Raw genomic sequence first — 25085 nt, forward strand, 5'->3', positions numbered from 1 at the left:
CCTGGGCTTTTTTGTAGGTGCTGCATTCGGGCTCAGGCTGAGCCGTTTGGTTGCTGTCCGTTGATATTGCTCAAAGACGTGTCAGGCCATCTCTGGAACGGTGTGGGCTACGGAGTTTTGCCAGTGATGCGGCGAACCTCAGGTCCGGGTGTGTCGCCTTACGAAGTGAAAAAGGCTTGCATTCGGGTCCTGCCGGACCTTGGGAGAAATTCATGGATAACGGTCAGCAGGCTGGCAACGGAGTATCGAGGACAGCTTGCAGCGTGACCCCGGTACCAGACGGTGCGATCGCCGAGATCTGCGAACGTTTCGGCAATGACAAGCACCGGATGCTGGATATCCTGCGCGAGATTCAGGACCGTTTCCGATGCATTGCACCAGCGACCATGGACCAGATCGCTGAAGAAACTGGCCTGACCCGGATTGAGGTCGAAGGGGTCGCGAGCTTTTATTCCTTCCTGTCCCTGAAGCCGAAAGGCCGGACCACCATCCGTCTGTGCGACGATATTGTCGATCGGTATGCCGGACTGGAAGCCGTCACAGCCGCTTTCGAAGATGCGCTCGGGGTCAAGATTGGCGAAACATCCGCAGATGGGGCCGTGTCCATTGAATACACTCCCTGCATTGGTATGTGCGACCAAGCGCCTGCAGCGATGGTCAACGATATTGTCCTGACCAATCTGACAGCTCAATCTGCGCGGGAAGTGGCCCTGACGATTAAAGCAGGCGGATGCCCAGAAGATCTTGTCAGCGACCGGTTTGCCACTCTCTCACCGCATGACCGTGCAGTGCGCATGGTGCACAACAACATCCGCCATGCCGGTGCTGTGCTTCTCGGGCCGGTGCCCGAAGATGCGGGCCTTTCCAAAGCGGTCAGCATCACCTCCTCCCAGATTATCTCGATGATTGAAGAAAGCGGCTTGCGCGGTTGTGGGGGTGCTGGATTTACGACGGGGCGCAAATGGCGATTTGCGGCAGCTGAGCGCGCTGAGCGGTCCTTTGTGATCTGCAATGCAGATGAGGGCGAACCTGGCACCTTCAAGGACCGCGTTCTTCTCACAGAGCGGCCACATCTTCTGATCGAGGGTATGACAATAGCCGCCCGTGCGGTTGGGGCGAAGGAAGGGATCCTTTATCTGCGCGGCGAGTATGTCTACCTGCGCGAACTCTTGGAACAAGTGCTAGAGGAACGCCGCCGGCGCGGACTGCTTGGGAAAGCGATCCTTGGCACCAAGCGCTTCGACTTTGATGTTCGGATCCAGATGGGGGCGGGTGCCTACATATGCGGCGAAGAAGGTGCCCTGATCAGTTCTTGTGAAGGGTTGCCGGGTGAGCCGAAAACCCGCCCGCCGTTCCCGGTCAATCGCGGGTATCTCGGCTATCCGACCGTGGTCAACAATGTGGAGACCTTCTGCCATGCCGCACGCATTCTGGACCAGGGTGCGAAGTGGTTCCATGACATGGGCACTGAAGGCAGTCATGGAACCAAGCTGTTCTCGGTCTGCGGTGACTGTTTAAACCCTGGGATTTACGAGCTTCCTTACGGTCATTCAGTCTGGGAGCTTCTGGAAATGGTCGGCGGTCAGGATGCTGCGGCGGTTCAGGTTGGCGGGCCGAGCGGTGCAATGATCGCCCGGGACAGTTTTCACCGAAAGCTCACATTCGACGATCTGGCGACCGGTGGTGCGATCATCGTCTTCAACGGCCAGCGGAACATTCTTGAAATCGTTGACTACTACATGTCGTTCTTCGTGCATGAAAGCTGCGGCTATTGCACGCCTTGCCGGGTCGGCAATGTCTTCTTGCAAAAGGCAATCCAGAAGTTCCGCAAAGGGCTCGCCAATCCAGAGGACATCGACTACCTCAAGGATCTCTCCGGCACGATCATTGAGACCAGCCGCTGCGGCCTTGGCATGACATCACCCAATCCGGTGTTGTCGACCTTGGCGAACTTCCCGCTTGTCTATTCAGCCATGACCAAGCCGAGCAAGGACGGGATTCGCGACACCTTCGATATTCAGTCGGCGATTGAGGGGGCGCGGAAGATCGCCAAGCGCCGTTCCTATATCTTCGACAGGGATTTCACACAATGAGCGGCACAAAGAAGGAAACCGGGTTCAGTTTCACAATCGATGGTGTCGAGGTCACGGCCTATGCCGGACAAACCATCATGGAAGCTGCCGATGAGGCCGGTGTCTACATCCCGCGTTTGTGCGATCATGAAGGGCTGCGCCACCAGGGCAGCTGTCGGGTTTGTACCGTGAAAGCGGGCGGCCGGAGCGTATCCGCCTGCACCCAGCCAGCTGCTCCCGGCCAAGCGGTCGAAAACGAAACGCCACATCTCAACAAGATGCGCCGTGATCTCGTGGAAATGCTGTTTCACGAGGGCAATCACTTGTGCCCGATCTGTGAGGCTAGCGGCAATTGCGAGCTTCAGGCAATGGCTTACCGGCTCGACATGACTGAGGCGACAAAATTTCCGTATCTGGAACCTTGCCGGGCTCTTGATGCCTCTCACCCTGACATTGCGCTTGATACCAACCGCTGCATCAGTTGCGGCCGGTGCATCCGGGCGTCTCAGGATGTCGATGGCAAAGGCGTGTTTGGTTATGTCGGCCGGGGAATTCACCGGCGTGTCGCTGTGAACGGCGAGAACCTTGCCCACACAGATGCAGCTGTAACCGACAATGCAATCTCGGCGGAAGTCTGTCCGGTCGGCTGCATCATCCGCAAACGGGTCGGTTTTGTAACTCCGATTGGCGAGCGGGAGTTCGACAAAGGGCTGATCGGTCATGACATTGAGGAGAAGCGCAAATGAGTGAGAGATCTCAGGCAGAGCTTCCCAAGGCCCGGATCGCGACGGCATCACTGGCCGGTTGTTTCGGCTGTCACATGGCAATCCTCGATGTTGATGAACGCCTGATCGATCTGATGAAACTCGTCGAGATCGACCGGTCTCCCTTGACCGACAAGAAGCGCTTCACCCAGCGCTGCGACATAGGCATCATAGAAGGCGGTTGCTGCAACGAGGAAAACGTGCATGTCCTGCAGGATTTTCGGCGCAACTGCGATGTGCTGATTGCGCTGGGGCAGTGCGCGATCATGGGCGGACTTCCAGCCATGCGCAACGCAATCATGCACTCCGATGAACCCTTGCGCGAATGCCTGGATGAGGCCTACATCACCGGCCGCTACATCCGAAACACGACCCACAATGTGCCCAATGATCCGGCTTTGCCGCTGCTGCTCGATGAGGTGTATCCGTGCGCGCAGGTGGTGGAGATCGACTATCAGATTCCCGGTTGCGCGCCTGAAGGGGACATTATTTTTGACACGCTCTCAAAGCTGCTCACCGGGAAATTCCGGGGCTTTGAACACCAAATGATCAAGTTCGACTAACCAGGGGCGAGTATATGGGCGAACCCAGACTGATTGAAATCTCGCCGGTTACCCGTGTCGAAGGGCATGGGAAGGTCACCATTCACCTCAATTCGGAAAACGAGGTGGATGAGGCCCGGCTGCATATTGTCGAATTCCGTGGCTTCGAACGGTTCATTCGCGGGCGCCTCATGTGGGAAGTTCCGGTCATCGTGCAGCGCCTGTGCGGCATTTGCCCGGTCAGCCACCATCTGGCAGCCGCCAAGGCCATGGACATGATCGTTGGCGTCGATCAGTTGACGCCGACCGCTGAGAAAATGCGGCGGTTGATGCACTACGGGCAGGTCATGCAGAGCCACGTCCTGCATTTCTTCCATTTGGCGGCACCAGACCTGTTGTTCGGGTTTGGGGCACCTGCCGAGAAACGCAATATCTTCGAAGTGATCAGGGAACAGCCAGAGCTCGGCAAACGCGCCGTCCTGATGCGCAAATACGGTCAGGAGATCATCGAGGCGACGGCCGGTAAGAAGATCCATGGAACCGGCGCTATCCCTGGGGGCATCAACCGCAATCTTCCGATCGAAAGACGCGATCACTTCCTGAGCACGATTGATGAGATGCTCGAATGGGCACAGGACGCGGTTAGGCTTGCCAGAGACTACACGCTTGAACATGAGGATCTGGTCGCCGAGTTCGGATCATTTCCGTCGAACTACATGTCTCTCGTACGAGAGGAAGATGGCGCACTTGATCTCTATCATGGCAACCTCCGCGCATTGAATTCGACCGGGGACGAGATCTTCGATCAACTGCCCTATACGCAATATCATGAGCGTCTGATCGAGGATGTGCGGTCCTGGTCCTATATGAAGTTTCCCTTCATCAAGGAGCTTGGACCAGAGGTTGGATGGTACCGGGTTGGGCCGCTGGCGCGTATGAATACGGCGAGCTTCATAGATACGCCAATTGCCAACGCGGCACTGGACGAGCTTAAAACCGTCACGGATGGCCGTCCAAACAATTCGACGCTCGCAAATCACTGGGCCCGGATGATCGAGGTCGTGCATTGCGTTGAGAAGATCCGCGAACTGCTGAACGACCCAGATCTGCAAGGAGACGAGTTGGTTGTGACCGGGGACCGGCGCGGCGAGGGAATTGGCGTCATCGAAGCCCCGCGTGGAAACCTCATCCATCACTATCAGGTCGATGAGAACGACCAGGTCACCTACTGTAATCTGATTGTTTCAACGACCCACAACAACGAAGGCATGAACCGGGCAGTCAAGGACGTCGCCGTCAAACATTTAAGTGGTCATGACCAGATCACAGAGGGCATGCTCAACCATGTCGAGGTGGCAATCCGGGCTTATGATCCATGCCTCTCCTGTGCCACCCATGCGCTGGGGCAGATGCCACTAAAGGTGGAGCTTTTCAACGCCGAAGGGGAGTTGGTCGACAGCAAGGCGCAGTCGGTATGAGGGCGCTGGGATGCTGTTGATTGGGTACGGCAATCCGGGTCGGGGAGACGATGGCCTGGGGCCTGCATTTTCTGAAAGCATGGCAGCTCGTGAACTACCGTCCTGGACCATCGATACCGATTACCAGCTCGTCGCAGAGCACGCCTTTGATGTCTCTGGACATGAGCTTGTCGTGTTTGCAGACGCAGAGATTGGGAGCTCGGAGCCCTTTTCGTTCCGCGAGATCAAATCTGGTGCGCCGGAAGTTCTGGGCAGCCACAGTCTGGTTCCTGCAACCGTCCTGTCCTTGTGCGAAACCCTTTATGGCGCGGCGCCGACCGCCTTTGTCCTTGGGATAACCGGTGTGGAATATGGTGAGGTGAAGGAAGGCCTTTCAGATCAGGCTGCCGCCAACCTCGCGAAGGCACAGGCATTTTTCCTGGATTGGGCCGGAAAGCTGTCTACCCCTAAGGCTTTAGATGTCCGGTGAATCGGTCCTGCTCTCAGTCGCAGGGTCATGGGAGTTGCGAAGTGCCTCAAGGGCGCGCATCCGTTCTTCTGCTTTGTCCTGATTTTCCCTCGTAACCCCGGCAATCAACACTTCGGCAATAGCCATTAGCGCCAAGGATGAATCCCAGGGCGAGGGAACTGCGACACGGGCTGGTAGCACATAGGAAGCTATTCGGCCAATGGGGGACATCCAGCTGTCTGTGACCAGCGCAACAGTCGCTCCTTGTTTGGCCGCAGCTTCTGCAAACTGAATGATCTCTGCCTGGTACCGGCGGATGTCGAAGACCAGCACAACATCTTTTGGGCCAATCCCAAGCAACTGGTCGAGCCAGTTCCCGTGCTGCCCGGCCACATGAACGACGTTCGGCCGCACGATACGCAAGTGCGCTGCCATGTACCTTGCAAGGCCGTCAGTGAACCGCCCGCCGATCAGGTGAACGGTCTTGCGGTCGTCGGCCAATAATTTGACAAGACCGTCAAGCTCGCCTTTTGGCAGATGGTCGAATGTCTCACGGATGTTCTCGATCAGTTGCCCGACATGCGGGTCGCCCGTTGTATCCTTTGCAAGACTGGCGCTGCGTGCGAGCGGGGAGTTCAGCTGATTGGCGAGTTCGCTGCGCAGCTTTTTCTGGAATTCCGCGAAGCCTGGAAACCCCAGCCGGGCCACAAACCTGAGAATGGTCGGAGCGCTCACCCCGGCGGCTTTTGCAAACTCTGCAACAGTCCCCAATCCCTGCACCGGATAATTTGCCATCAGGGCATGCGCCGCCTTCTTTTCGGTCGCGGTAAACTCGTCGAGCCGATCACGTATGTCGTCCAAAAGTGGGCGTTCCATGGGCTGCTGCCTCAATTTTTGGCGGAGCTATCAAAACTGTTTGACAGAACCGCATTTCGTGTATCAGATATTACAGAGTTTGAATTTGTCGGCAATACTGTAACAAACATTACAGAAGCAAGCAGGCGCTTTTCCGGGGGGATGAATGGGATCAAACCACCAAAACGGCGGAATGTCCCGTGCTGTAGAGGTTGTAAATGCAGAAGGTGCCGGTGAGCTGGTCCTTTTGTGTGATCATGCTTCGAATCATTTTCCTCCTCCCTATGATCAGTGCCTTGGTGTGTCGGATGAAGAGAAATCCGCGCACATTTCATGGGACCCCGGTGCACTCGGCGTCGCGATGGCGTTGTCGAAGGCGCTTGATGCCCCTTTGATCTATACGACGGTTTCCCGTCTGGTCATCGACTGCAATCGCGAAGAGACACGCGAAGATCTGACGCCGTGCTTGAGTGAGCTGACAGAGATCTCCGGAAACAAGAATTTATCCGATGAAGAGCGGACATTCCGGATCAATCTGGTTCATCGCCCCTTTCATGATGCGATCGACAAAGTGCTTGCGCTTCGGGCGGACAAGGGGCTGCCGTCTGCAGTGGTGTCCATCCACACCTATACACCGGTTTACAAAGGCAAATCTCGGCCCTGGGAAATCGGTTTGATATCCGAAAACGACCGCCGCCTCGCCAATCCTGTGTTGGCGGGGTTGAAGGCACGTGGCGATCTGACCATTGGCGACAATGAGCCTTATGCGCCCTCAGATGGGGTCTATTACACCGTCAGGCGGCATGGTGAAGACAAGTCGCTGCCGTGCCTGATGATCGAAATCCGGAATGACGAAGTGCGCACGCCAAATGAGGAGTTGCACTGGGCGGACATCTTGGGACCTTTGTTGAAATCCGCTGCCAAAACGGTGTTGCGGAAGGAGGTTGCGGATCATGCCTAGGATCGCCCATTGGTATGTTCACGCGGTTGACGGTTTCAATCGCGGTCTGGGCAAAGTCATCATGTGGGGTGTCTTTGTCATGGCGGGGATCCTGTTGTGGTCCTCGATCTCCAAGACGTTTTTCAATCCGTCGCTTTGGACCCTGGAAGTGGCGCAGTTTGCAATGGTCGCCTACTACGTTCTGGGCGGACCCTATTCTGTTCAGCTTGGGTCGAATGTCCGTATGGACCTATTTTATGCCGAGTGGAGCATCAAGAAAAAGGCCTGGTTCGATGCCTTCACCGTGCTTCTTCTGATCTTCTATCTTGGCGTTCTCCTCTATGGGGCGCTTGGGTCTACAGCCTATTCCCTCGGTTATTTTGGCCGGGAGTTTCCGGAGTTCTACTGGGAGCTGATCGTCGCCTTCTTTACAGGCGGGCCTGCCGCCGCCGGAGAGGTCATGGGTTACATCGAGCGCAGTCCGACGGCGTGGCGGCCGGTTCTCTGGCCTATCAAGGTGACCATGTGTATCGGCTTTTTCCTGATGCTTCTGCAGACCATTTCTGAGCTGATCAAGGACATTGCGACCATCCGGGGAGAGACCATCTGATGTCTTACGAGATGATCGCCCTTTTGATGTTCTCGTCGATGATGCTCATGCTGCTCACCGGGCAGCGGGTGTTTGGAGCCATCGGCGGTATTGCAGCCATTGCAGCCATCAGCCTGTGGGGTGTCGGCGGCCAGGATATTCCGTTTTCCGCGGCGATGAAGCTCATGAAATGGTATCCGCTGCTCACGCTGCCGATGTTCATTTTTATGGGCTACGTCCTGTCCGAAACCAAGATCGCCGACGATCTTTACAAGATGTTCCATGTTTGGATGGGCCCGCTCAACGGCGGGCTGGCCATCGGAACGATCCTGCTCATGGTTCTGATTTCAGCCATGAACGGTTTGTCGGTTGCCGGAATGGCGATCGGTGCGACGATCGCGCTGCCGGAGCTTTTGAAACGCGGGTATGACAAGCGCATGGTCACGGGGGTGATCCAGGCAGGGTCATCTTTGGGCATTCTGGTGCCGCCCTCCGTTGTCCTCGTGCTTTATGCGATGATCGCGCGGGCACCTGTCGGACAGCTCTGGCTTGCCGGTATCATCCCGGGCCTGATGATGGCGGCCATGTTCATCGTCTACATCGCAGTCCGCTGTAAGCTTCAGCCCAATCTTGGTCCAGCCCTCACGATAGAAGAGCGGGAAGCGTCCAAGGAAGAAAAGTATCGGCTTCTGCTGGCCGGACTGCTTCCGCTGATCATTTTCGCGGTGATGATGGTGCCGTTCGTCAATGGCTGGACCAGCCTTGTCGAAAGCTCTGCGATCGGTGCTCTGGCAGCCTTGCTTGCATCGATCATCAAACGCCGCATGACCATGGACATCCTGATCCTCTGCCTGCGAAACACGCTCGGCATCTCTTGCATGTTCATGTGGATCATTCTGGCGGCTCTCGGCTTTGGTGCCGTTTTTGACGGGCTTGGCGCTGTGAAAGCGATCGAGAACCTCTTCACGGAACAGCTTGGCCTGTCTCCCTGGATGATCCTAATCCTGATGCAGTTGTCGTTTCTGGTCATGGGAACGTTTCTGGACGACACGGCAATGCTGGTGATCGTGGCACCGCTTTATGTGCCCCTGGTGGCAACGCTGGATCTCGGCATGCCGGTTGGACAAGTGCTGATCTGGTACGGAGTGCTCTACACGATCACGACCCAGATCGCCTACATGACGCCACCGTTTGGTTACAATCTCTTCCTGATGCGGGCAATGGCGCCCAAGGACATCACCATGCGGGACATTTACGGATCGATTACGCCGTTTGTCCTGGTGATGGCTCTTGCGCTGGCTCTTGTCATGGCTTTCCCGCAAATCGCTCTTTGGCTGCCTGAACTGGTTTACAGCCGATGACGCGCGGAGCGGGACAAAAACAATATATCCGGAGGAAACGGATTAGAATGTGCGGTTAAATGAGATCCGGCAAACGGACGGACCGCTTGAACTTGGAACCGTAAATTAGGGGAACAGTAATGACGAACAGACGTGATTTTCTCAAAAAAGCCGGGACCGGTACTGTTGTAGCCGCGGGTGCCGTAACGCTGGCCGCACCGGCCGTTCACGGCCAGACGCCAATCAAGTGGCGCCTTCAGACCTATGCAGGCCCGGCACTGGCAGAGCACGTGATCAAGCCGCATATCGATGCCTTCAACAAGGCAGCAAACGGTGAAATGGAGATCGAGCTCTACACCGCTGATCAGCTGGTCCCGACGGGCGAGCTCTTCCGTGCCATGCAACAGGGAACAATCGATGCGGTGCAGTCTGACGATGACTCCATGGCATCTCCGACCGAAGTCACTGTCTTCGGCGGTTACTTCCCGTTTGCGTCCCGCTATTCCCTTGATGTGCCCGTGCTCTTCAACCAGTACGGCCTGAAGGAGATCTGGGAAGAAGAATACGCCAAGGTTGGCGTGAAGCACATCTCTGCTGGCGCCTGGGACCCGTGCCACTTCGCCACCAAAGACCCGATCCGCTCGCTGGAAGACCTCAAGGGCAAGCGCGTCTTTACCTTCCCGACGGCCGGCCGCTTCATGGCACAGTTCGGTGTTGTTCCGGTAACTCTGCCTTGGGAAGACATTGAAGTTGCGGTTCAGACCGGTGAGCTCGACGGTATTGCCTGGTCCGGCATCACCGAAGACTACACGGTCGGTTGGGCTGACGTGACCAATTACTTCCTGACCAATAACATCTCTGGCGCTTGGGCGGGCTCGTTCTTCGCAAATCAGGAACGTTGGAATGAGCTGCCGGATCACCTGAAAACGATGCTGCAGCTCGCCATGGATGCATCACACTACTACCGTCAATGGTGGTATTGGGGCGGGGAAGCGAACCTGCGCGTCAACGGCACCAAGATGGAACTGACATCTATTCCGGATGAAGAGTGGGCAACGGTCGAAGCTGCTGCCATGGTCTTCTGGGATGAGATCGCTGCAGAGTCTCCGACAAAGGCGAAAGTTGTCGAGATCTTCAAGAAGTACAATCAGGACATGCAGAAAGCTGGACGTCCTTACCGCTACACCTAATGCAAGCCCAGGAACCGGCCATCTCACCCTTCGGGGTGGCCGGTTCTTGCAACTACCGGTCCGGAAAATTAGAACCCTCCGGACCGGGAATTTTTTGAATAAGAGCGCTCGTAAACCGCCAAATAGGGACCAGACAACATGCCGGGAAATCTGACCTTTGATGCCCTGAAATCACTCGTGACATCGGGTGAGATCGACACAGTACTTGCCTGCATCGTCGATATGCAGGGGCGGTTGATGGGTAAACGCTTTCTGGCCCAGCATTTCGTGGACAGCGCTTACGAAGAAACCCATTGCTGCAATTACCTGCTGGCAACGGACCTGGAGATGCACACCGTGGAGGGGTATGCCGCGACCAGTTGGTCGGGCGGCTATGGCGACTACGTCATGAAACCGGATCTCTCCACGATCCGCCGCATTCCGTGGCTCGACGGCACGGCCATGGTGATCTGTGATGTTCTTGATCACCACACTCACAAGGAAGTTCCGCACTCGCCGCGCGCGATGCTCAAGACCCAGGTTGCGCGCATGAACGCCCTGGGCCTGACACCGATCATGGCAACCGAACTTGAGTTCTTCCTGTTCGAGAAGAGCTTCGATGAGCTGCGCAAGAGCGGTTACCGGGATATGGAGCCGATCTCCGGCTACAACGAAGACTACCACATCCTTCAAACAACGAAGGAAGAGGACGTGATGCGGCCGATCCGCAACGGTCTCTATGCCGCAGGCGTGCCGGTCGAGAACACCAAGGGTGAAGCCGAAGCCGGTCAGGAAGAACTCAACATAAAGTATGCCCCGGCTCTCGATACGGCAGAGTATCATACGATCTCAAAGCACGCCGTTAAGGAAATTGCCTGGGCAAAGGGACGGGCAGTAACCTTTCTGCCGAAGTGGGCAAGTGACAAGGTTGGGTCCTCGTCTCACGTACACCAGTCGCTGTTCGACAAAGACGGCAACAACGTGTTTTGCGATCCCGACGGCGAATACGGAATGTCGGAGGTGATGCAGCATTATCTGGCGGGCCTTATCAAATATGCGCCCGACTACACCTACTTCCTGGCGCCTTACATCAACAGCTACAAACGCTTCCAAAAAGGGACTTTCGCGCCGACCAAGATGGTCTGGTCTGTCGACAACCGCACCGCCGGGTTCCGCCTGTGTGGCGAGGGGACCAAAGCGCTGCGCATCGAGTGCCGCATCGGCGGTTCGGATCTGAACCCATATTTGGCGCTTGCAGTCCAGATCGCAGCCGGCCTCAAGGGAATTGAGGATGAACTGCCGCTCGATAAGCCGACATCCGGCGACGTCTATGAAGCAAAAAAAGCCAAGGAAATCCCGCACACCTTGCGGGATGCGCGCGAAACACTGCGCAAATCAAAATTCCTGCGGGAAGCTTTCTCCGACGCGGTCATTGACCACTATGCCCGCGCAGCGGAATGGGAAATCGAAGAGTTCGACCGGGCTGTCACCGATTATGAAATCGCCCGGGGTTTTGAAAGAGCCTAAACATGACAAGCAAAGTAACCTGTATTTCTCCGATTGATGGTTCGGTCTATGCGGAGCGCCCTGTCTTGTCCGCCGACGACGCCCGCGAGGCTGTCGCGCGGGCAAAATCCGCTCAGATCGCCTGGCAAGCACGTCCGCTGGAAGACCGGATCTCTCTTGTTCTCGCCGGAGTTGCCAAGGTCGGTGAGATGAACGACGAGATCGTTCCCGAACTCGCCCATCAGATGGGCCGTCCCGTCCGCTACGGTGGTGAGTTTGGCGGCTTTACAGAGCGTGCCTCTTACATGGCAGAGATTGCTGGCGAGGCACTGGCGCCGATCGAAGTTGCCGATGATGCGGCATTCAAGCGGATGATCAAGCGCGTGCCCCATGGCGTGGTGCTTGTCGTAGCTCCTTGGAATTACCCTTACATGACCGCGATCAATACGGTCGCACCCGCGTTGATCGCAGGGAACTCTGTTGTTCTGAAACATGCCTCTCAAACGCTGTTGGTTGGCGAGCGCATGGCGAAGGCTTTCCACGAAGCAGGCGTTCCGGAAGACGTATTCCAGAATGTATTTCTGGATCACGCGACAACCTCTGCGCTGATTGCTGAAAAGTCCTTTGGTTTCGTGAATTTCACGGGCTCAGTAGGGGGCGGTCAGGCGATGGAAAAGGCCGCAGCTGGAACGTTCACCGGCGTTGGCCTTGAGCTCGGCGGCAAAGACCCCGGCTACGTCATGGAAGACGCGGATCTCGATGCAGCGGTCGATACACTGATCGATGGGGCCATGTTCAATGCCGGTCAATGTTGTTGCGGCATTGAGCGGATCTATGTGGTGGAGAGCCTCTATGACGCCTTTGTCGAAAAGGCGGTAAAGATTGTCGAAGGCTACAAGCTCGGCAATCCGCTTGACCCGGAAACGACGCTTGGTCCGATGGCGCATGCCCGTTTCGCGGCAGAAGTCCGTGCCCAGACGCAAGAAGCTATTGCAGATGGGGCCAAGGCCCTGATCGATCCTGCAAAGTTCCCGGAAGATGATGGCGGCGCCTACTTGATGCCGCAAATCCTCGTCGATGTGGATCATTCGATGCGTGTTATGCGCGATGAGAGCTTCGGCCCCGTTGTCGGCATCATGAAGGTCAAAGACGATGCGGAAGCCATCCGTCTGATGAACGACAGCAATTTCGGTCTGACAGCATCGCTCTGGACCCGGGATGTTGCCCGCGCGGAAGCCATCGGCGATCAGATCGAGACCGGAACCGTCTTCCTAAATCGTGCAGATTATCTGGATCCGGCGCTGTGCTGGACAGGTTGCAAGGACACCGGCCGCGGCGGCGGTCTGTCCATTATCGGCTATCACAATCTGACACGTCCGAAATCCTATCACCTCAAGAAAGCTCAATAAGATGGTGCTGACTGCCAATTGGTCATATCCAACCGCCATGCGCTTCGGCGCGGGACGTATTTCGGAAATCGCCGATGCCTGTAAGGCGTCCGGTATCTCCAAGCCGCTGCTTGTCACGGACAAAGGTCTGGCAAGTATGGACATTACCACCAAGACCCTGGACCTACTGGATGCAGCCGGTCTGGGCCGGGGCTTGTTTTCCGAAGTCGACCCGAACCCGACGGATCTGAACGCCGCAGAAGGCGTGAAGGTTTACCAGGATGGCGGTTATGACGGCGTTGTGGCCTTTGGTGGCGGGTCCGGGCTGGATCTTGCCAAGGTCATTGCCTTCATGGCGGGGCAGACCCGTCCGCTTTGGGACTTTGAGGACATCGGCGACTGGTGGACACGCGCAAACGCCGATGCGATCGCGCCAATCGTTGCGGTTCCGACAACCGCAGGGACCGGATCCGAAGTTGGCCGGGCCAGCATCATCACCAAGGTCGATACGGCGGAAAAGAAAATCATCTTTCATCCGAAGATGCTGCCGTCCGTGGTGATCTGCGATCCGGAACTGACCGTTGGAATGCCTAAGTTCCTCACGGCAGGTACCGGCCTTGATGCCTTTGCCCACTGTGTGGAAGCCTATTCCAGCCCACACTACCATCCGATGAGCCAGGGCATTGCGCTGGAAGGCATGCGTCTGGTTGTCGACTACCTGCCTCGGGTCTACGCCGATGGTACGGATCTGGAAGCACGCGGACACATGATGTCGGCGGCTGCCATGGGCGCAACAGCGTTCCAGAAGGGCCTCGGTGCCATTCACGCTCTCAGCCATCCGATTGGCGCGGTTCACCACACGCACCACGGCACAACAAACGCTGTGTGCATGCCGGCCGTTCTTCAGTTCAACAAGTCCGCAATTGCCGATCGGTTTGACAAGGTGGCAGGCTATCTCGGTATTTCAGGCGGATTTGACGGCTTCTGCGCGTTCGTGGATGAGTTCAACGCTTCGATGAACATTCCGAAGACCTTGACCGAGCTCGGTGTCAAGGATCCGAATATCGAGGAACTGACCGCGGCGGCTCTTCGTGATCCGAGCACTGGTGGCAACCCGATCGAGATGACGGAAAAAAACACGCGGGCGCTTTTCGAAGAGATTATGTGATCTCAACCAAAGCGAACGATCAGCACGCAAAGGGCGCCGACCGGCGCCCTTTTCTATGTTTGAACGGTAGAGAACTTAGTGCCCGCCCATGTCTCCATGCACGGCGACCATGTCGAGCTCTGCGGCCTGGGGCTTGATTGCCGAGAAGCCCTCCCGGAGGCCTTCGTCCGAGAGTTCACGCTGGACGGCGAGGAGCGTGTTATCGTCGTGCTCGGCGCACATGGAAGCCATGTAAGACAGCTCTTCAGATGCGACTCCTCTTGCAGCCTCAACGGATGGGGCGCCATAGATGTCGACAAAGTGTTGTGCCAGCCGGTCCACCAGTTGATTGAATTCTGGCTCCTCAATCGGAGTAACTGCCACAAAGGTCACCCGGCCGAAGGTTTCCAACCCGAGCCAGCCGTTGACAAAGGCCTGCCTGGCCTTGCCGGTCAGCTCCGCCTCCGTCCAGTCCGAGAACTCAAAACCGCCGGATAGGCACCACTCGCCAGTTCTTGCAGGAGAGAAATAAACGTTCTGATCGCTCTCATCGAGATGGATCGCGCGAGCAAGCTTCATTTTGATCCCTCAAGTTGGGTGGACAGCGGAATAAGCTTTGTTTCACCATTCGTCCGCATCAACATACCGAAAAACTCATCAACGCCAACAAATGTCCCGGTTTCACCGTTGAAATCGATGTCCTCGCCGAGGTTCTTTGCAAGGCCGCGCCATTCTGCATGCACCGGACGAGGACCGTCTTCCTGCCATCGGTTGATCCAGTAAAGCGTGTGGCGAACCCAGCTTTCCAGAAGGCGTTCGGGTTCAACTTCGCCGCAGCCCTCTTCCATCAAGGATGTCCGCTCTGGATCGTTGCCTGGATTTCCCTCAAGGGTTTGGACATTGAGCTCCAGGCCAATGATCAGCCAGTCTGGTGTTTCGGCCGGGTCCGTTCCAGACGCGCGTGCGCGAAAACGTCCACAAGTGGCGCCGTTTACGCGAATGCCGCCGGCCCAATTCAAATGAACCGCGACCTCGGGCGGGGCGAGGGCGCCGAGAGCTGCCTGAAATCCTAGGCCGCAGACCGGCAGCATGCTCATCGCTTCTTCCAGCGGAACTTCCGGAGCGAAGATCAGGCTTGCCCTTAACGTGCCACCTCCAAGGTTATAAACAACAGTTCCGGGGTCTGTACCCGCAACAGCAAGGGCTATTGCCCGGTCGAATGGGTCAGCCGTACCGGTGACCGCTTCTCCCTGGAAGAGCGGGGGGAATTGGAGATCGTTCACGCCGAGCTCTCCTGAGCGGCAAGCTGTTCTGTCACTGCTGTCGCCAGCTTCTTGAAGGCTGCCGATTCCGGCGCATTCGGCGCCTTGATCACAGCTGGTGTATCGCCATCTGCCGCAGTGCGGATGTTGAGGTGCAAGGGTATCTCCGCAAGTACTGGAACCCGCAGGTTTGCGGCCTCCTTGGCGACGCCGCCATGACCGAAGATATGCTCCTCGTTTCCGCATTTCGAACAGATATGCGTCGACATGTTCTCCACCATGCCAAGGATCGGCACTTTCATTTCCTGGAACATGTCGATGCCCTTGCGCGCATCCAGCAAGGCAATGTCCTGCGGAGTGGAGACAATCACTGCGCCGTCGACAATGAACTTCTGCGACAATGTCATTTGGACGTCGCCGGTTCCAGGTGGCAGATCGACAATCAGGACATCCAGGGCACCCCATTGAACCTGGGTCATCATCTGTTGCAAAGCGCCCATCAGCATGGGCCCCCGCCAGACAACAGCCTTGTCACCAGATGTCATCAGGCCGATCGACATCAATGTCACGCCGTGGTTCCGAAGTGGCAAAATGGTCTGGCCATCCGGTGAAGACGGTCGTCCTTTTATGCCGAGCATTTCAGGTTGTGACGGACCGTAAACGTCCGCATCCAGAAGACCGACCTTCAAGCCTTGTGCAGCCAGAGCACAGGCAAGGTTAGAGGCAACAGTCGACTTTCCAACGCCGCCCTTGCCGGACGCAATCGCGATGATCTTCTTGATACCCGGCACATGCTGCGGTCCGGAAGTGCCAGGTGCTGCCGGGATCGGTTTGATCGGCTTCAGCTCTCCAGGACCCGCCTGCGGGATTGAGGCAGCAGGTGTTGCCGGTGCTGGCGCGGTGGGTTGGTCAGAGTGCGATGTCAGGATTACCTGCGCAGACGAGCAGTCTGGTAGGGCTTCAAGCCGTTGGACGGCATCTTCCCGGAGCCGTTCCATCTCATCTACACGGGTTTGATCGATCTGAAGGACGAACCGCACAGTCCCATCAGCAACCTTGAGGCCGCGGATCATGCCTGTTGCCGGGAGGTCTTCCCCGGTTACCGGATCCACGATCGCCTTGAGTGTTTCAATAACAGTTTCGCGTGAAAGGGACACGTCTGCCTTACCCCTTGATTTCGCCTTCAACGACATGCTCAAGGCCGAGTTCCTCGATCACGATCACGGCCTTTACGTTGAAGCTTTTACCTTCCGGTGCGCCAGCTTCGCGAACTGCATTTTCAATGGCTTGTTGCGATGTGACACCAACCTGTTTCAGGAATTTGCGCATGGACATGTTAAAGTCGTCGTTCATTTGGACCTCCCCGTTGTTTTGACATGCATTGACGTATCGGCATTTTCGCTTCTACGCTTATAGCCTGATGTCAGCTGCGTGAAGGAGGAGCGCGTGGCCTGCCGAAAACTATTGATATTCGTGTTTGCGTGCATCTGGATGAGCGCGTCTGTTAATGCTGTGCGTTCTGCGGAGCCGTTTCGGCTCAGCGTGCCGCAAGATCTCAACGACAGCGGTTTCCTGAAATACCTGCTGCCCCGATTTTCCTTGAAAACGAATACGCGGATCGAACTGGTTTCGCCTAAGGATCCAGCCGAAGTGCGGCTATTGGATGAGGAAGGCGGAACACCAGTATTCGAAGGATTGGACCGCACATGGTACGCATCTGTCGAACAGGAAACGGGCGGTACCAAAAGATTTATGGAGTGGCTTACTGGCGATGTCGGCCGGCGGACCATTGATGGTTTTCCGGCTAAGGATGGCGTTGAGTTTACCGCTGCAGCCCCTGTCGCAAAGGAAGTTGACGACGGACTGATCGCCGGAGATGCGGGTAAGGGTGAGCAGCTTGCGGTGGTGCATTGCGGGCGGTGCCACCGGGTTAATGCCGCAACGCGCATGGCGGGCATCGGCTCTACTCCGTCTTTTGCGATTCTTCGAACGCTCGCCGACTGGAGGCCGCGATTCGAGGCGTTTTTCGCGCTCAATCCGCATCCGTCTTTTACGCTGATCGAAGACGTAACGGAGCCGTTCGATGAAACACGGCCGCCGCCCATCGTCCCGGTCGAAATGACGCTGGACGATCTGGATGCCATCCTCGCCTTTGTCTCACGCATCCCGCCGGCCGATTTAGGCGCACCGCTCCAGTACCAGTGATCCTGATCAGGCACGGTCAATGGTCGCGCCTGATATAATCGTCGGTGGTTCGAACCCGCGGGCGTTCGTTGGATTCAAACGGATTGTTCTCGCTGTGGTAAGCCGCATTGACCCGGCAATCGTCACACATCTGGATCATCCGGGCGGCCCCGCCATCTTTAAACATGGAATGCTTGCCGGCGAGCTGCCCCATAATCCGTTCGACTGTTGAGCGAACCCCAAACGGTTTGCCGCATTCGATGCACTCAAACGGTTCTTCCTCTTTCAGCACAATCGGTGTCAAAGCCGCATCGCTCAAATTCAACTGCGGAACCAGGGAAAGAGCGCTTTCCGGGCAGATGTTTGTGCAAATGCCGCATTGCAAGCAGGCGTCTTCTTGGAAGCGAAGTTGCGGTTGATCAGGGTTTTCCTTAAGGGCACCAGAGGGGCACAAGGACACGCACGAAAGGCACAATGTGCAAGCGTCTTCGTTTATGGCAACGGCGCCGTAAGGGGCTCCGGCAGGAAGTTCCAGCACGGCGTCCGGTGCATTCAAGGTCTTCGCGGCAAGGCGCGTCACCTGCCGGCGGGATCCAAGCGGAAGGATTGGGGCCTCGTTTGCTGTCCGTTCCGCCTCTTCATAGAGCGCGGCTTCCAAATCATCCGGATCCGTTGGTTCGAGCAATCGAATCTGGTTGTTTCCGGAAATGGAGTTTGCGAGATCGACCTGGAAGGGGAGACCGTCCTGTTCTGTCTGGGGTGACACTAGGATGTCGACTGCTGAAAATCCACACCCCAGGGCTGCAAGAGCCTCTGCGTGGCCGAAAGCGGCCAATGCCGATACTTCCAGCGGAATAACGTCAATCGGCAGGCCTTTGCCGTATCGGGCCGACAGTTGGATTATTTCGAGACCGTAGGCCGCATCATGAACCAGCAGGCGTGGAGGCTCGTTTGACGCCTTTCGCCAGGTCGTTGAAAGCGTCTCAATCCGCTTGAAGACGTGTTGCGGTGTCGGAGCGTCATAGGAAACAGCGCCAGACGGACACACCGCTGAGCACATCCCGCATCCTGCGCAAACCATCGGGTCGATAGTGATGTGATCTCCAGCGGGAGTGATCGCACCGGTTGGGCAAAGATTCAGACAGCGGTTGCAGCCGGTTTTCTGTGCTCTGGAGTGCGCACAAAGGTCTTCGTTGACCTTTACGTAGATTGGTTTTTCAAACGTCCCGATGAGTTGAGATGCTTCCAGGATAACCTTCGAATAAGCATCCTTGTTGCCGGGATCCGCGCGAAGATACCCCTCGCGCTTATCAGCGGCGGGAAACAGCGGTGCGTCCCTGCGCAGGTCTACGATGATGTCACACGTGCTCTGGCCGCCGCCTTTCGGTTCTGTCCAGTTGAATGCGCCCCGGCCACCTGGAATGCGTTCCTGCAGAGCATCGAAAGCGACTTGAAATCCGCCGAGGGCACCGGTTGCCGATTTGATGTGACCGCGCACGACATCAAAGCGGCGATCGTCAGTAACCGGTAGCTCGACATCGGGGGTGACCAGAACAGTCACACTCAGTGTGTCACAAAGAAGCTTGGCCGCATCAAACGCGATGTCCGGTTCACCAAGCAGCAAGCAAGTTCCTTCGGACGAAACGTCAACGACGCGCTCACCTGGGTCCGGCAACATGGCCTCAGCAATGAGCGCCGCCACTTTTGCCGTTGGTTCAACATCGCTCGAGGTCCACCCCGCACGATCGCGGATGTCGATAAAATGCGGGTCATTAACTTCAAGCTCTTGCGCGAGCTCTTCGAAGAACGTTCGTTCTTGAGCGCAGGCAATGACGACGTCGCCGCTCTGCAACTCTGATTCGGCCACTGCAGCTTCCGTGTGACACAGGGCTGTGTGGACTTTCGAGCAAGCCAGCCCAGTATATTTTTCAATCTCTTCTGCGTTAATCGACTGGCTTTTCAAGCAGTCGCACAGCAGCAGCTTCGCTTCTGTCATCGAGCGCGCGTCCTCTCCCCCATGATGCCATTTCAGCGTCTCCCGCGCAGGAAATTGGCTCATCAGTTTCTAATCAAGGGCGAAGGTGTCTTTCCGTCAAGTGGCCTTTGTAAGGACTTGAAATTTACAGATGTTGCGTCAGCATGGGCAAAAATAAAATTTCCGGCCGGACCGGATATCTGGAGGATGCGCGCCTGTGAATACGGAAAGAAGCCGTTCGATGCCGGTTGGCGTTGTCGTGCGCCGCTTGCCCGGCGTGACGCGCTGGCAGAAATGGTCGTGGCGTGCTGTATCGCTTTTGCCAGGCGCAGGTGATGCAGACTGGCAAGTGCTGCGCAAGGAAGGAGACGCAGTCGAGTACCATGCGGCCACCCTTCCACTTGAGCTGCACCGCGCCGAAACCGAGGCCTATCTCACTGCGCTCTCTGACAAAACGCCCTCGCTTTATGTCGTGATGCGGCCCGCCGAAGAGCTGGACCGGGACGTCCCCATGGAGGTGATGCTGATCACTGCTTCAGCTTACGAAGGGCAAGACTATGCGGATACGAGCGACGTTCTCGTTGAAAAGGTTCCGATGCCGCCGGGCCTGATCGCATGGGTGCGAGAGTTTGCCGAGACCCATCATGAGGACGAAATCTTTATCAAGCGCCGTCGGGATAAAAAGCGGGTCGATCTGCAAGAAGAAGGAATTGGCGACCCCCGTATTCGCCAGATGACCGATGTCTACCGCTCTCCGCGGCGCAAGCCAAAGGACACTTTGCAATGACCGGCGATGAAAAAGCGGGGATGGATTTCTGGTCGCGGCGAAAAGCGGCAGTGCAGCGGTCCGAAGAGCTGGAACGTGTTCAGGTAGAAGAAGCGGAAGTCGCAAAGGAACGGGCCGAGCTTGAAACCAAAAGCGATGCTGAGATCCTCGAAGAACTCAACCTTCCGGACCCCGATACGCTCACCGAAAAAGATGACTTTAGCCAATTTTTGTCAGCTGCGGTTCCTGAGCGGCTTAAGCGGCGTGCGCTGCGCAGGCTCTGGGGCCTCAATCCGGTTCTCGCCAACCTGGATGGCTTGGTTGATTACGCAGATGACTTCACTGATGCCGCAACAGTCGTCTCTAACCTCCAGACCGTCTATCAGGTCGGGAAAGGGATGGTGGAACGGTTTGTAGAAGGCGAGGAAGACGAGATCGCCGAAGAGGTGGCAGAAGCGATCGTCGAGCCAGACGAAGCAAATCAAAGAATTGCTGCAGTGCAAGATGATGAAAATACTGCAGAGCAGCATAATTGTGGCGAAAATGAAGAAGCACTTGTGCAATTGACGCAAGGAGAAGCGTTGTTGCAAGATATGCCAATACGTGACGAGTTTGAGTCTTCGGCGGGTGATACAAACAATGTCGAGGCAGAGCCGCCTCAACGCCCTCGCCGAATGAGGTTCGACTATTCGTGAATATCGAACCCGACTTGTGGGAGCTAAACTCTTTGCGTTTGAGGGAGGTGACGGCGCATGGCCGCTGTTGTTACGGAATATGTGATCGACCCGGAAGACCAGGCGAGAGCAGACTTGTATAATTTTTTGGGGGTATTGCTGGCAAAGCCGGCGGACAACGACCTCCTTAGGCAAATTGCTGCGCTTTCGGGCGACGACACCCCGCTGGGCACGACCCTCAAAACCCTTGCAAAACTTGCTTCGGTGACATCGGAACAGGATGCCGAGCGCGAATTCAACGCGTTGTTCATCGGCCTTGGACGCGGCGAGCTCTTGCCCTACGCGAGCCATTACCTGACAGGATTTTTGAACGAAAAGCCTCTTGCAAACCTGCGGCAAGAGATGGCTGAGCGCGGTATCCAGCGCGCAGAGGGCAAAAAAGAGCCAGAGGACAACATCGCATCGCTCATGGAAATCATGGGCGGGCTGATCGTTGGACGCTTCGGTAAGGTCACTTCGGTCGCAGACCAGAAGTCCTTTTTCAACGCACATGTTGGCCCTTGGGCCGTGCACTTCTTCAGTGACTTGGAGGCCTCAAGGACGTCGGTCCTTTATTCGGCCGTCGGGTCGCTCGGGCGGCAGTTTATGGAGATCGAAGCAGAAGCATTCGAGATGCTGCCCAATTAGATCTTTCGGCATGACGCGATGCCGGGAAATCTAACATTCACGTTGGCAATTAAGGCGGCGCCGCCGCCTGGAATGAGAGGAGGATTGCAACGATGAAACGACCCGAACAGTCGGGCGCAGGCCTTGAGGCCGGACGCCGTGACTTCCTGAAACTGGCGGCCATTTCGGCCCCGGCCGCAGCTGCTGTGGTCGCGACGGGAACAGCTGCGCAAGCCGCTGAGCCGGATCTTGCTTCTGAGAAGATGCAAGACACCGTGCACACCCGCGCCTATTACGACAGCGCCCGGTTCTAACTGGACCCTGTGAACACACCGGCCGATGGTTGCGTGACGCCCGATGGCCGGTTCACTGACACACCCAGCCGTACCCAAATGGGGTATCAGCAAGGTAGGGCAAAATGCTTAGGAAAAAGACCAATGGGGTTGCGCGACGCCCCCAAGGTGCAAGTATCCTTAGAGACACTGCACATAAATCTGTAGACCGCCGGACATTCCTTAAGGGTTCCGGTGTCGCAGCTGGCGGATTGGCCGCCATTTCCGCCATGGGCGGTTCTGTTACACAAGCCAAAGCACAAGCTGGCGCCGGTGCCGTGAAGAACGTGAAAACGGTCTGCACACACTGTTCGGTCGGTTGTACGGTTGTGGCTGAAGTTTCCAACGGGGTCTGGGTCGGCCAGGAACCGGGTTGGGACAGCCCATTCAACCTCGGTGCGCACTGCGCCAAGGGTGCTGCCGTTCGTGAGCATGCGCACGGCGAACGCCGCCTGAAATATCCGATGAAAAAGGAAGGCGGCGAGTGGAAGAAAATCAGCTGGGAGCAGGCGATCAATGAGATCGGCGACCAGATGATGCAAATCCGCGAAGAAAGCGGCCCGGACAGCGTGTATTGGCTCGGTTCGGCCAAGCACAACAATGAGCAGGCTTATCTGTTCCGGAAATTCGCGGCCTACTGGGGAACCAACAATGTTGACCACCAGGCGCGTATTTGTCACTCGACCACGGTTGCCGGCGTAGCAAACACATGGGGCTACGGCGCCATGACAAACAGCTACAACGACATCCACAATTCCCGTGCGATTTTCATCATTGGCGGTAACCCGGCTGAGGCACACCCTGTTTCTTTGCTGCACGTCTTGCGCGCCAAGGAGCAGAACAACGCACCGCTGATCGTTTGTGATCCACGCTTCACCCGTACCGCTGCTCATGCAGACGAGTATGTCCGTTTCCGTCCAGGTTCGGACGTAGCGCTCATCTGGGGCATCCTCTGGCATATCTTCGACAATGGCTGGGAGGACAAAGAGTTCATCCGGACCCGTGTCTGGGGCATGGACCAGATCAAGGAAGAGGTCGCCAGGTGGACGCCGGACGAAGTTGAGCGTGTCACCGGCACTCCGGGCAGCCAGCTGAAACGCGTGGCGCGGACGCTTGCAAACAACCGTCCAGGCACCGTGATCTGGTGCATGGGTGGAACACAGCACACCAACGGTAACAACAACACACGCGCTTACTGCGTGCTGCAGTTGGCTCTTGGCAACATGGGCACAACCGGTGGCGGCACCAACATCTTCCGCGGTCACGACAACGTCCAGGGTGCAACCGACCTTGGCGTTCTGTCACACACCTTGCCTGGCTACTATGGCCTGAGCGCGGGTGCTTGGGGGCACTGGTCCCGTGTCTGGGGCGAGGATCTTGATTGGCTGAAAGGGCAGTTCGCTAAGACGACCGGCGCTGACGGTAAAGAAAAGAACCTCATGAACCTCACCGGTATTCCAGTCAGCCGCTGGATCGACGGGGTTCTGGAAGATCCGGCGAACACCGATCAGCCGGCCGAAGTTCGGGCCATGGTGCTTTGGGGCCACGCTCCAAACTCCCAGACCCGTATGACGGAAATGAAAACCGCGATGGAGAAACTGGATACGCTGGTCGTCATTGACCCGTTCCCGACCGTCTCTGCCGTACTTCATGACCGGACGGATGGTGTCTATCTACTCCCGGCAACAACCCAGTTCGAAACCTATGGATCTGTCACCGCCTCAAACCGCTCCATCCAGTGGCGCGACCAGGTGATCGAGCCGTTGTTCGAATCCAAGACCGACCACGAAATCATTGGCCTGTTTGCCAAGAAGTTCGGTTTCCATGACCGGATCTTCCGCAACATTGCCCTTGAGGATGACGGCATCACGCCGAACATCGAGGACACAACCCGCGAGTTTAACCGTGGTATGTGGACGGTCGGATACACTGGTCAGTCACCAGAGCGGATCAAGCTGCACATGGCCAACCAGCACACGTTCGACAGGACGACGCTGCAGGCAAATGGCGGTCCCGCGGATGGCGACTACTACGGTATGCCGTGGCCGTGCTGGGGTACTGCAGAAATGAAACACCCGGGCACACCGAACCTTTACGACATGTCCAAGCCCGTGGCCGAAGGGGGCTTGAGCTTCCGGGCACGTTTCGGTGTCGAGCGTGATGGTCAGAACCTTCTGGCCGAAGGTGTCTCCAATCCGGGTGCGGAAATTCAGGACGGCTATCCGGAATTCACCATGCAGATGCTGATGGATCTTGGATGGGACGGGGACCTGACCAATGAAGAGCGTGCAGCGATTGATGCTGTCGCCGGACCGAAAACCAACTGGAAGACCGACCTTTCCGGCGGCATCCAGCGGGTGGCCATCAAGCATGGCTGCTCACCATTCGGTAACGCGAAGGCTCGCGCTGTTGTATGGACCTTCCCGGACCCGGTTCCGCTTCACCGCGAGCCGCTCTACACCAATCGCCGGGATCTCGTGGCGGATTACCCGACCTACGAAGACCGCAAGTTCTACCGTCTGCCGACACTTTATGCGTCGATCCAGAAGCAGGACTTCTCCCGCGATTACCCGATCATCCTGACCTCTGGTCGTCTGGTCGAGTATGAAGGTGGTGGTGATGAGACACGGTCGAACCCGTGGCTTGCCGAACTTCAGCAGGACATGTTCGTCGAAATCAATCCACGTGATGCCAACAACATTGGTATTCGGGACGGCGCGCAGGTCTGGGTCGAAGGTCCGGAAGGCGGCAAGGTCAAGGTCATGGCAATGGTGACCGAGCGGGTCGGTGAAGGCGTTGCCTTCATGCCGTTCCACTTCGGTGGTCATTATCAAGGTGAAGACCAGCGGTCGAAATATCCAAAAGGGGCCGACCCGTATGTTCTCGGCGAGAGCACGAATACGGCTCAAACCTACGGCTACGACTCCGTTACCCAGATGCAGGAGACCAAAGCCACTCTCTGCAAGATCTCGGCAGCGTAAGGAGGAA

General features: G+C 56.8%; 24 protein-coding genes. 18 read left to right on the forward strand and 6 right to left on the reverse strand.

Annotated elements, in window-relative coordinates; all coding sequences use genetic code 11:
• Positions 1-263 precede the first annotated feature (263 nt).
• Genes AC0J4F_RS08985 through AC0J4F_RS09005 form a run of 5 tightly spaced genes read left to right on the forward strand, consistent with a single transcriptional unit; the run spans position 264 to position 5325 of the window.
• Positions 264-2093, forward strand: coding sequence for an NAD(P)H-dependent oxidoreductase subunit E (locus AC0J4F_RS08985; protein ID WP_473026012.1), 1830 nt, complete (start codon positions 264-266; stop codon positions 2091-2093).
• Positions 2090-2818, forward strand: coding sequence for a 2Fe-2S iron-sulfur cluster-binding protein (locus AC0J4F_RS08990; RefSeq protein WP_133951652.1), 729 nt, complete (start codon positions 2090-2092; stop codon positions 2816-2818). Before AC0J4F_RS08985 ends, AC0J4F_RS08990 begins: the two co-directional genes overlap by 4 nt.
• Positions 2815-3399, forward strand: coding sequence for an NADH-quinone oxidoreductase subunit B family protein (locus tag AC0J4F_RS08995; protein ID WP_133951654.1), 585 nt, complete (start codon positions 2815-2817; stop codon positions 3397-3399). Before AC0J4F_RS08990 ends, AC0J4F_RS08995 begins: the two co-directional genes overlap by 4 nt.
• 14 nt (positions 3400-3413) lie before the next feature.
• Complete coding sequence (locus tag AC0J4F_RS09000; RefSeq protein WP_133951656.1) at positions 3414-4856, forward strand: Ni/Fe hydrogenase subunit alpha; 1443 nt, start codon at positions 3414-3416, stop codon at positions 4854-4856.
• Positions 4857-4866: 10 nt separating this feature from the next.
• Positions 4867-5325, forward strand: a complete 459-nt coding sequence (locus tag AC0J4F_RS09005; protein WP_473026013.1) for a hydrogenase maturation protease — start codon at positions 4867-4869, stop codon at positions 5323-5325.
• On the opposite strand, the gene AC0J4F_RS09010 is transcribed toward AC0J4F_RS09005, so the two are convergent.
• On the reverse strand, positions 5311-6180 hold the full coding sequence (locus tag AC0J4F_RS09010; protein WP_473026014.1) for a MurR/RpiR family transcriptional regulator: 870 nt from the start codon (positions 6178-6180) through the stop codon (positions 5311-5313). The genes AC0J4F_RS09005 and AC0J4F_RS09010 overlap by 15 nt on opposite strands.
• A 145-nt stretch (positions 6181-6325) precedes the next feature.
• Here AC0J4F_RS09010 and AC0J4F_RS09015 point away from each other — a divergent pair, with 145 nt between their 5' ends.
• The 7 genes from AC0J4F_RS09015 to AC0J4F_RS09045 all read left to right on the forward strand — a co-directional run bounded on the left by AC0J4F_RS09015 (position 6326) and on the right by AC0J4F_RS09045 (position 14259).
• Entirely contained in the window at positions 6326-7120 is a 795-nt protein-coding gene (locus AC0J4F_RS09015; protein ID WP_473026015.1) for an N-formylglutamate amidohydrolase, read from the forward strand.
• Entirely contained in the window at positions 7113-7709 is a 597-nt protein-coding gene (locus tag AC0J4F_RS09020) for a TRAP transporter small permease subunit (RefSeq protein ID WP_409694169.1), read from the forward strand. Before AC0J4F_RS09015 ends, AC0J4F_RS09020 begins: the two co-directional genes overlap by 8 nt.
• Complete coding sequence (locus AC0J4F_RS09025; protein WP_209174697.1) at positions 7709-9049, forward strand: TRAP transporter large permease; 1341 nt, start codon at positions 7709-7711, stop codon at positions 9047-9049. Before AC0J4F_RS09020 ends, AC0J4F_RS09025 begins: the two co-directional genes overlap by 1 nt.
• Before the next feature lie 119 nt (positions 9050-9168).
• On the forward strand, positions 9169-10218 hold the full coding sequence (gene dctP, locus AC0J4F_RS09030; RefSeq protein ID WP_133951666.1) for a TRAP transporter substrate-binding protein DctP: 1050 nt from the start codon (positions 9169-9171) through the stop codon (positions 10216-10218).
• Positions 10219-10356: 138 nt separating this feature from the next.
• Positions 10357-11724 carry a glutamine synthetase family protein gene (locus AC0J4F_RS09035; RefSeq protein ID WP_473026016.1) on the forward strand — a complete coding sequence of 456 codons (1368 nt, stop codon included), beginning with the start codon at positions 10357-10359 and terminating at the stop codon, positions 11722-11724.
• A 2-nt stretch (positions 11725-11726) separates the two neighbouring features.
• Complete coding sequence (locus AC0J4F_RS09040; RefSeq protein ID WP_473026017.1) at positions 11727-13112, forward strand: aldehyde dehydrogenase family protein; 1386 nt, start codon at positions 11727-11729, stop codon at positions 13110-13112.
• Between the two features lies 1 nt (position 13113).
• Positions 13114-14259 carry an iron-containing alcohol dehydrogenase gene (locus tag AC0J4F_RS09045; protein WP_473026018.1) on the forward strand — a complete coding sequence of 382 codons (1146 nt, stop codon included), beginning with the start codon at positions 13114-13116 and terminating at the stop codon, positions 14257-14259.
• Positions 14260-14334: 75 nt separating this feature from the next.
• On the opposite strand, the gene AC0J4F_RS09050 is transcribed toward AC0J4F_RS09045, so the two are convergent.
• Genes AC0J4F_RS09050 through AC0J4F_RS09065 form a run of 4 tightly spaced genes read right to left on the reverse strand, consistent with a single transcriptional unit; the run spans position 14335 to position 16853 of the window.
• Entirely contained in the window at positions 14335-14817 is a 483-nt protein-coding gene (locus AC0J4F_RS09050; RefSeq protein ID WP_008193811.1) for a DUF6505 family protein, read from the reverse strand.
• Positions 14814-15521, reverse strand: coding sequence for a biotin/lipoate--protein ligase family protein (locus tag AC0J4F_RS09055; RefSeq protein ID WP_133951674.1), 708 nt, complete (start codon positions 15519-15521; stop codon positions 14814-14816). The genes AC0J4F_RS09050 and AC0J4F_RS09055 overlap by 4 nt, the downstream gene beginning before the upstream one ends.
• Positions 15518-16657: an Mrp/NBP35 family ATP-binding protein gene (locus tag AC0J4F_RS09060; protein WP_133951676.1), complete on the reverse strand. Its 1140-nt coding sequence runs from the start codon at positions 16655-16657 to the stop codon at positions 15518-15520. Before AC0J4F_RS09060 ends, AC0J4F_RS09055 begins: the two co-directional genes overlap by 4 nt.
• 7 nt (positions 16658-16664) lie before the next feature.
• Positions 16665-16853: a DUF6494 family protein gene (locus AC0J4F_RS09065; RefSeq protein ID WP_008193496.1), complete on the reverse strand. Its 189-nt coding sequence runs from the start codon at positions 16851-16853 to the stop codon at positions 16665-16667.
• A 138-nt stretch (positions 16854-16991) separates the two neighbouring features.
• On the opposite strand from AC0J4F_RS09065, the gene AC0J4F_RS09070 reads away from it, so the two are divergent.
• The gene (locus AC0J4F_RS09070; protein WP_473026019.1) at positions 16992-17705 is read left to right on the forward strand and encodes a c-type cytochrome; all 714 of its coding nucleotides are present in this window, start codon (positions 16992-16994) and stop codon (positions 17703-17705) included.
• A gap of 16 nt (positions 17706-17721) precedes the next feature.
• Here AC0J4F_RS09070 and AC0J4F_RS09075 read toward each other — a convergent pair whose 3' ends face one another.
• Positions 17722-19680, reverse strand: coding sequence for a 4Fe-4S binding protein (locus tag AC0J4F_RS09075; protein ID WP_133951680.1), 1959 nt, complete (start codon positions 19678-19680; stop codon positions 17722-17724).
• Between the two features lie 220 nt (positions 19681-19900).
• Here AC0J4F_RS09075 and AC0J4F_RS09080 point away from each other — a divergent pair, with 220 nt between their 5' ends.
• The 5 genes from AC0J4F_RS09080 to AC0J4F_RS09100 all read left to right on the forward strand — a co-directional run bounded on the left by AC0J4F_RS09080 (position 19901) and on the right by AC0J4F_RS09100 (position 25078).
• Positions 19901-20446, forward strand: a complete 546-nt coding sequence (locus tag AC0J4F_RS09080) for a DUF3305 domain-containing protein (protein ID WP_133951682.1) — start codon at positions 19901-19903, stop codon at positions 20444-20446.
• Positions 20443-21120: a DUF3306 domain-containing protein gene (locus AC0J4F_RS09085; RefSeq protein WP_209002523.1), complete on the forward strand. Its 678-nt coding sequence runs from the start codon at positions 20443-20445 to the stop codon at positions 21118-21120. The genes AC0J4F_RS09080 and AC0J4F_RS09085 overlap by 4 nt, the downstream gene beginning before the upstream one ends.
• Positions 21121-21177: 57 nt before the next feature.
• Positions 21178-21786, forward strand: a complete 609-nt coding sequence (locus tag AC0J4F_RS09090; protein ID WP_133951684.1) for a TorD/DmsD family molecular chaperone — start codon at positions 21178-21180, stop codon at positions 21784-21786.
• Between the two features lie 92 nt (positions 21787-21878).
• Positions 21879-22079: a hypothetical protein gene (locus tag AC0J4F_RS09095; protein ID WP_008190930.1), complete on the forward strand. Its 201-nt coding sequence runs from the start codon at positions 21879-21881 to the stop codon at positions 22077-22079.
• Between the two features lie 104 nt (positions 22080-22183).
• Positions 22184-25078 carry a molybdopterin-dependent oxidoreductase gene (locus AC0J4F_RS09100; protein WP_473026020.1) on the forward strand — a complete coding sequence of 965 codons (2895 nt, stop codon included), beginning with the start codon at positions 22184-22186 and terminating at the stop codon, positions 25076-25078.
• The last annotated feature ends 7 nt before the right edge of the window (positions 25079-25085 follow it).

The organism is Roseibium sp. R5, assembly GCF_055755305.1.

Excerpts from the sequence above, each read along its gene's own strand:
- AC0J4F_RS09080 (WP_133951682.1), top strand. The coding sequence starts at position 19,901 with ATGCCGGTTGGCGTTGTCGTGCGCCGCTTGCCCGGCGTGACGCGCTGG.
- AC0J4F_RS08995 (WP_133951654.1), top strand. The coding sequence starts at position 2,815 with ATGAGTGAGAGATCTCAGGCAGAGCTTCCCAAGGCCCGGATCGCGACG.
- AC0J4F_RS09010 (WP_473026014.1), bottom strand. The coding sequence starts at position 6,180 with ATGGAACGCCCACTTTTGGACGACATACGTGATCGGCTCGACGAGTTT.
- AC0J4F_RS09075 (WP_133951680.1), bottom strand. The coding sequence starts at position 19,680 with ATGACAGAAGCGAAGCTGCTGCTGTGCGACTGCTTGAAAAGCCAGTCG.
- AC0J4F_RS09045 (WP_473026018.1), top strand. The coding sequence starts at position 13,114 with ATGGTGCTGACTGCCAATTGGTCATATCCAACCGCCATGCGCTTCGGC.
- dctP (WP_133951666.1), top strand. The coding sequence starts at position 9,169 with ATGACGAACAGACGTGATTTTCTCAAAAAAGCCGGGACCGGTACTGTT.
- AC0J4F_RS09050 (WP_008193811.1), bottom strand. The coding sequence starts at position 14,817 with ATGAAGCTTGCTCGCGCGATCCATCTCGATGAGAGCGATCAGAACGTT.
- AC0J4F_RS09025 (WP_209174697.1), top strand. The coding sequence starts at position 7,709 with ATGTCTTACGAGATGATCGCCCTTTTGATGTTCTCGTCGATGATGCTC.
- AC0J4F_RS09040 (WP_473026017.1), top strand. The coding sequence starts at position 11,727 with ATGACAAGCAAAGTAACCTGTATTTCTCCGATTGATGGTTCGGTCTAT.
- AC0J4F_RS09000 (WP_133951656.1), top strand. The coding sequence starts at position 3,414 with ATGGGCGAACCCAGACTGATTGAAATCTCGCCGGTTACCCGTGTCGAA.
- AC0J4F_RS09095 (WP_008190930.1), top strand. The coding sequence starts at position 21,879 with ATGAAACGACCCGAACAGTCGGGCGCAGGCCTTGAGGCCGGACGCCGT.
- AC0J4F_RS08990 (WP_133951652.1), top strand. The coding sequence starts at position 2,090 with ATGAGCGGCACAAAGAAGGAAACCGGGTTCAGTTTCACAATCGATGGT.
- AC0J4F_RS09070 (WP_473026019.1), top strand. The coding sequence starts at position 16,992 with ATGAGCGCGTCTGTTAATGCTGTGCGTTCTGCGGAGCCGTTTCGGCTC.
- AC0J4F_RS09005 (WP_473026013.1), top strand. The coding sequence starts at position 4,867 with ATGCTGTTGATTGGGTACGGCAATCCGGGTCGGGGAGACGATGGCCTG.
- AC0J4F_RS09020 (WP_409694169.1), top strand. The coding sequence starts at position 7,113 with ATGCCTAGGATCGCCCATTGGTATGTTCACGCGGTTGACGGTTTCAAT.
- AC0J4F_RS09015 (WP_473026015.1), top strand. The coding sequence starts at position 6,326 with ATGGGATCAAACCACCAAAACGGCGGAATGTCCCGTGCTGTAGAGGTT.
- AC0J4F_RS09100 (WP_473026020.1), top strand. The coding sequence starts at position 22,184 with ATGCTTAGGAAAAAGACCAATGGGGTTGCGCGACGCCCCCAAGGTGCA.
- AC0J4F_RS09085 (WP_209002523.1), top strand. The coding sequence starts at position 20,443 with ATGACCGGCGATGAAAAAGCGGGGATGGATTTCTGGTCGCGGCGAAAA.
- AC0J4F_RS09035 (WP_473026016.1), top strand. The coding sequence starts at position 10,357 with ATGCCGGGAAATCTGACCTTTGATGCCCTGAAATCACTCGTGACATCG.
- AC0J4F_RS09065 (WP_008193496.1), bottom strand. The coding sequence starts at position 16,853 with ATGAACGACGACTTTAACATGTCCATGCGCAAATTCCTGAAACAGGTT.
- AC0J4F_RS09090 (WP_133951684.1), top strand. The coding sequence starts at position 21,178 with ATGGCCGCTGTTGTTACGGAATATGTGATCGACCCGGAAGACCAGGCG.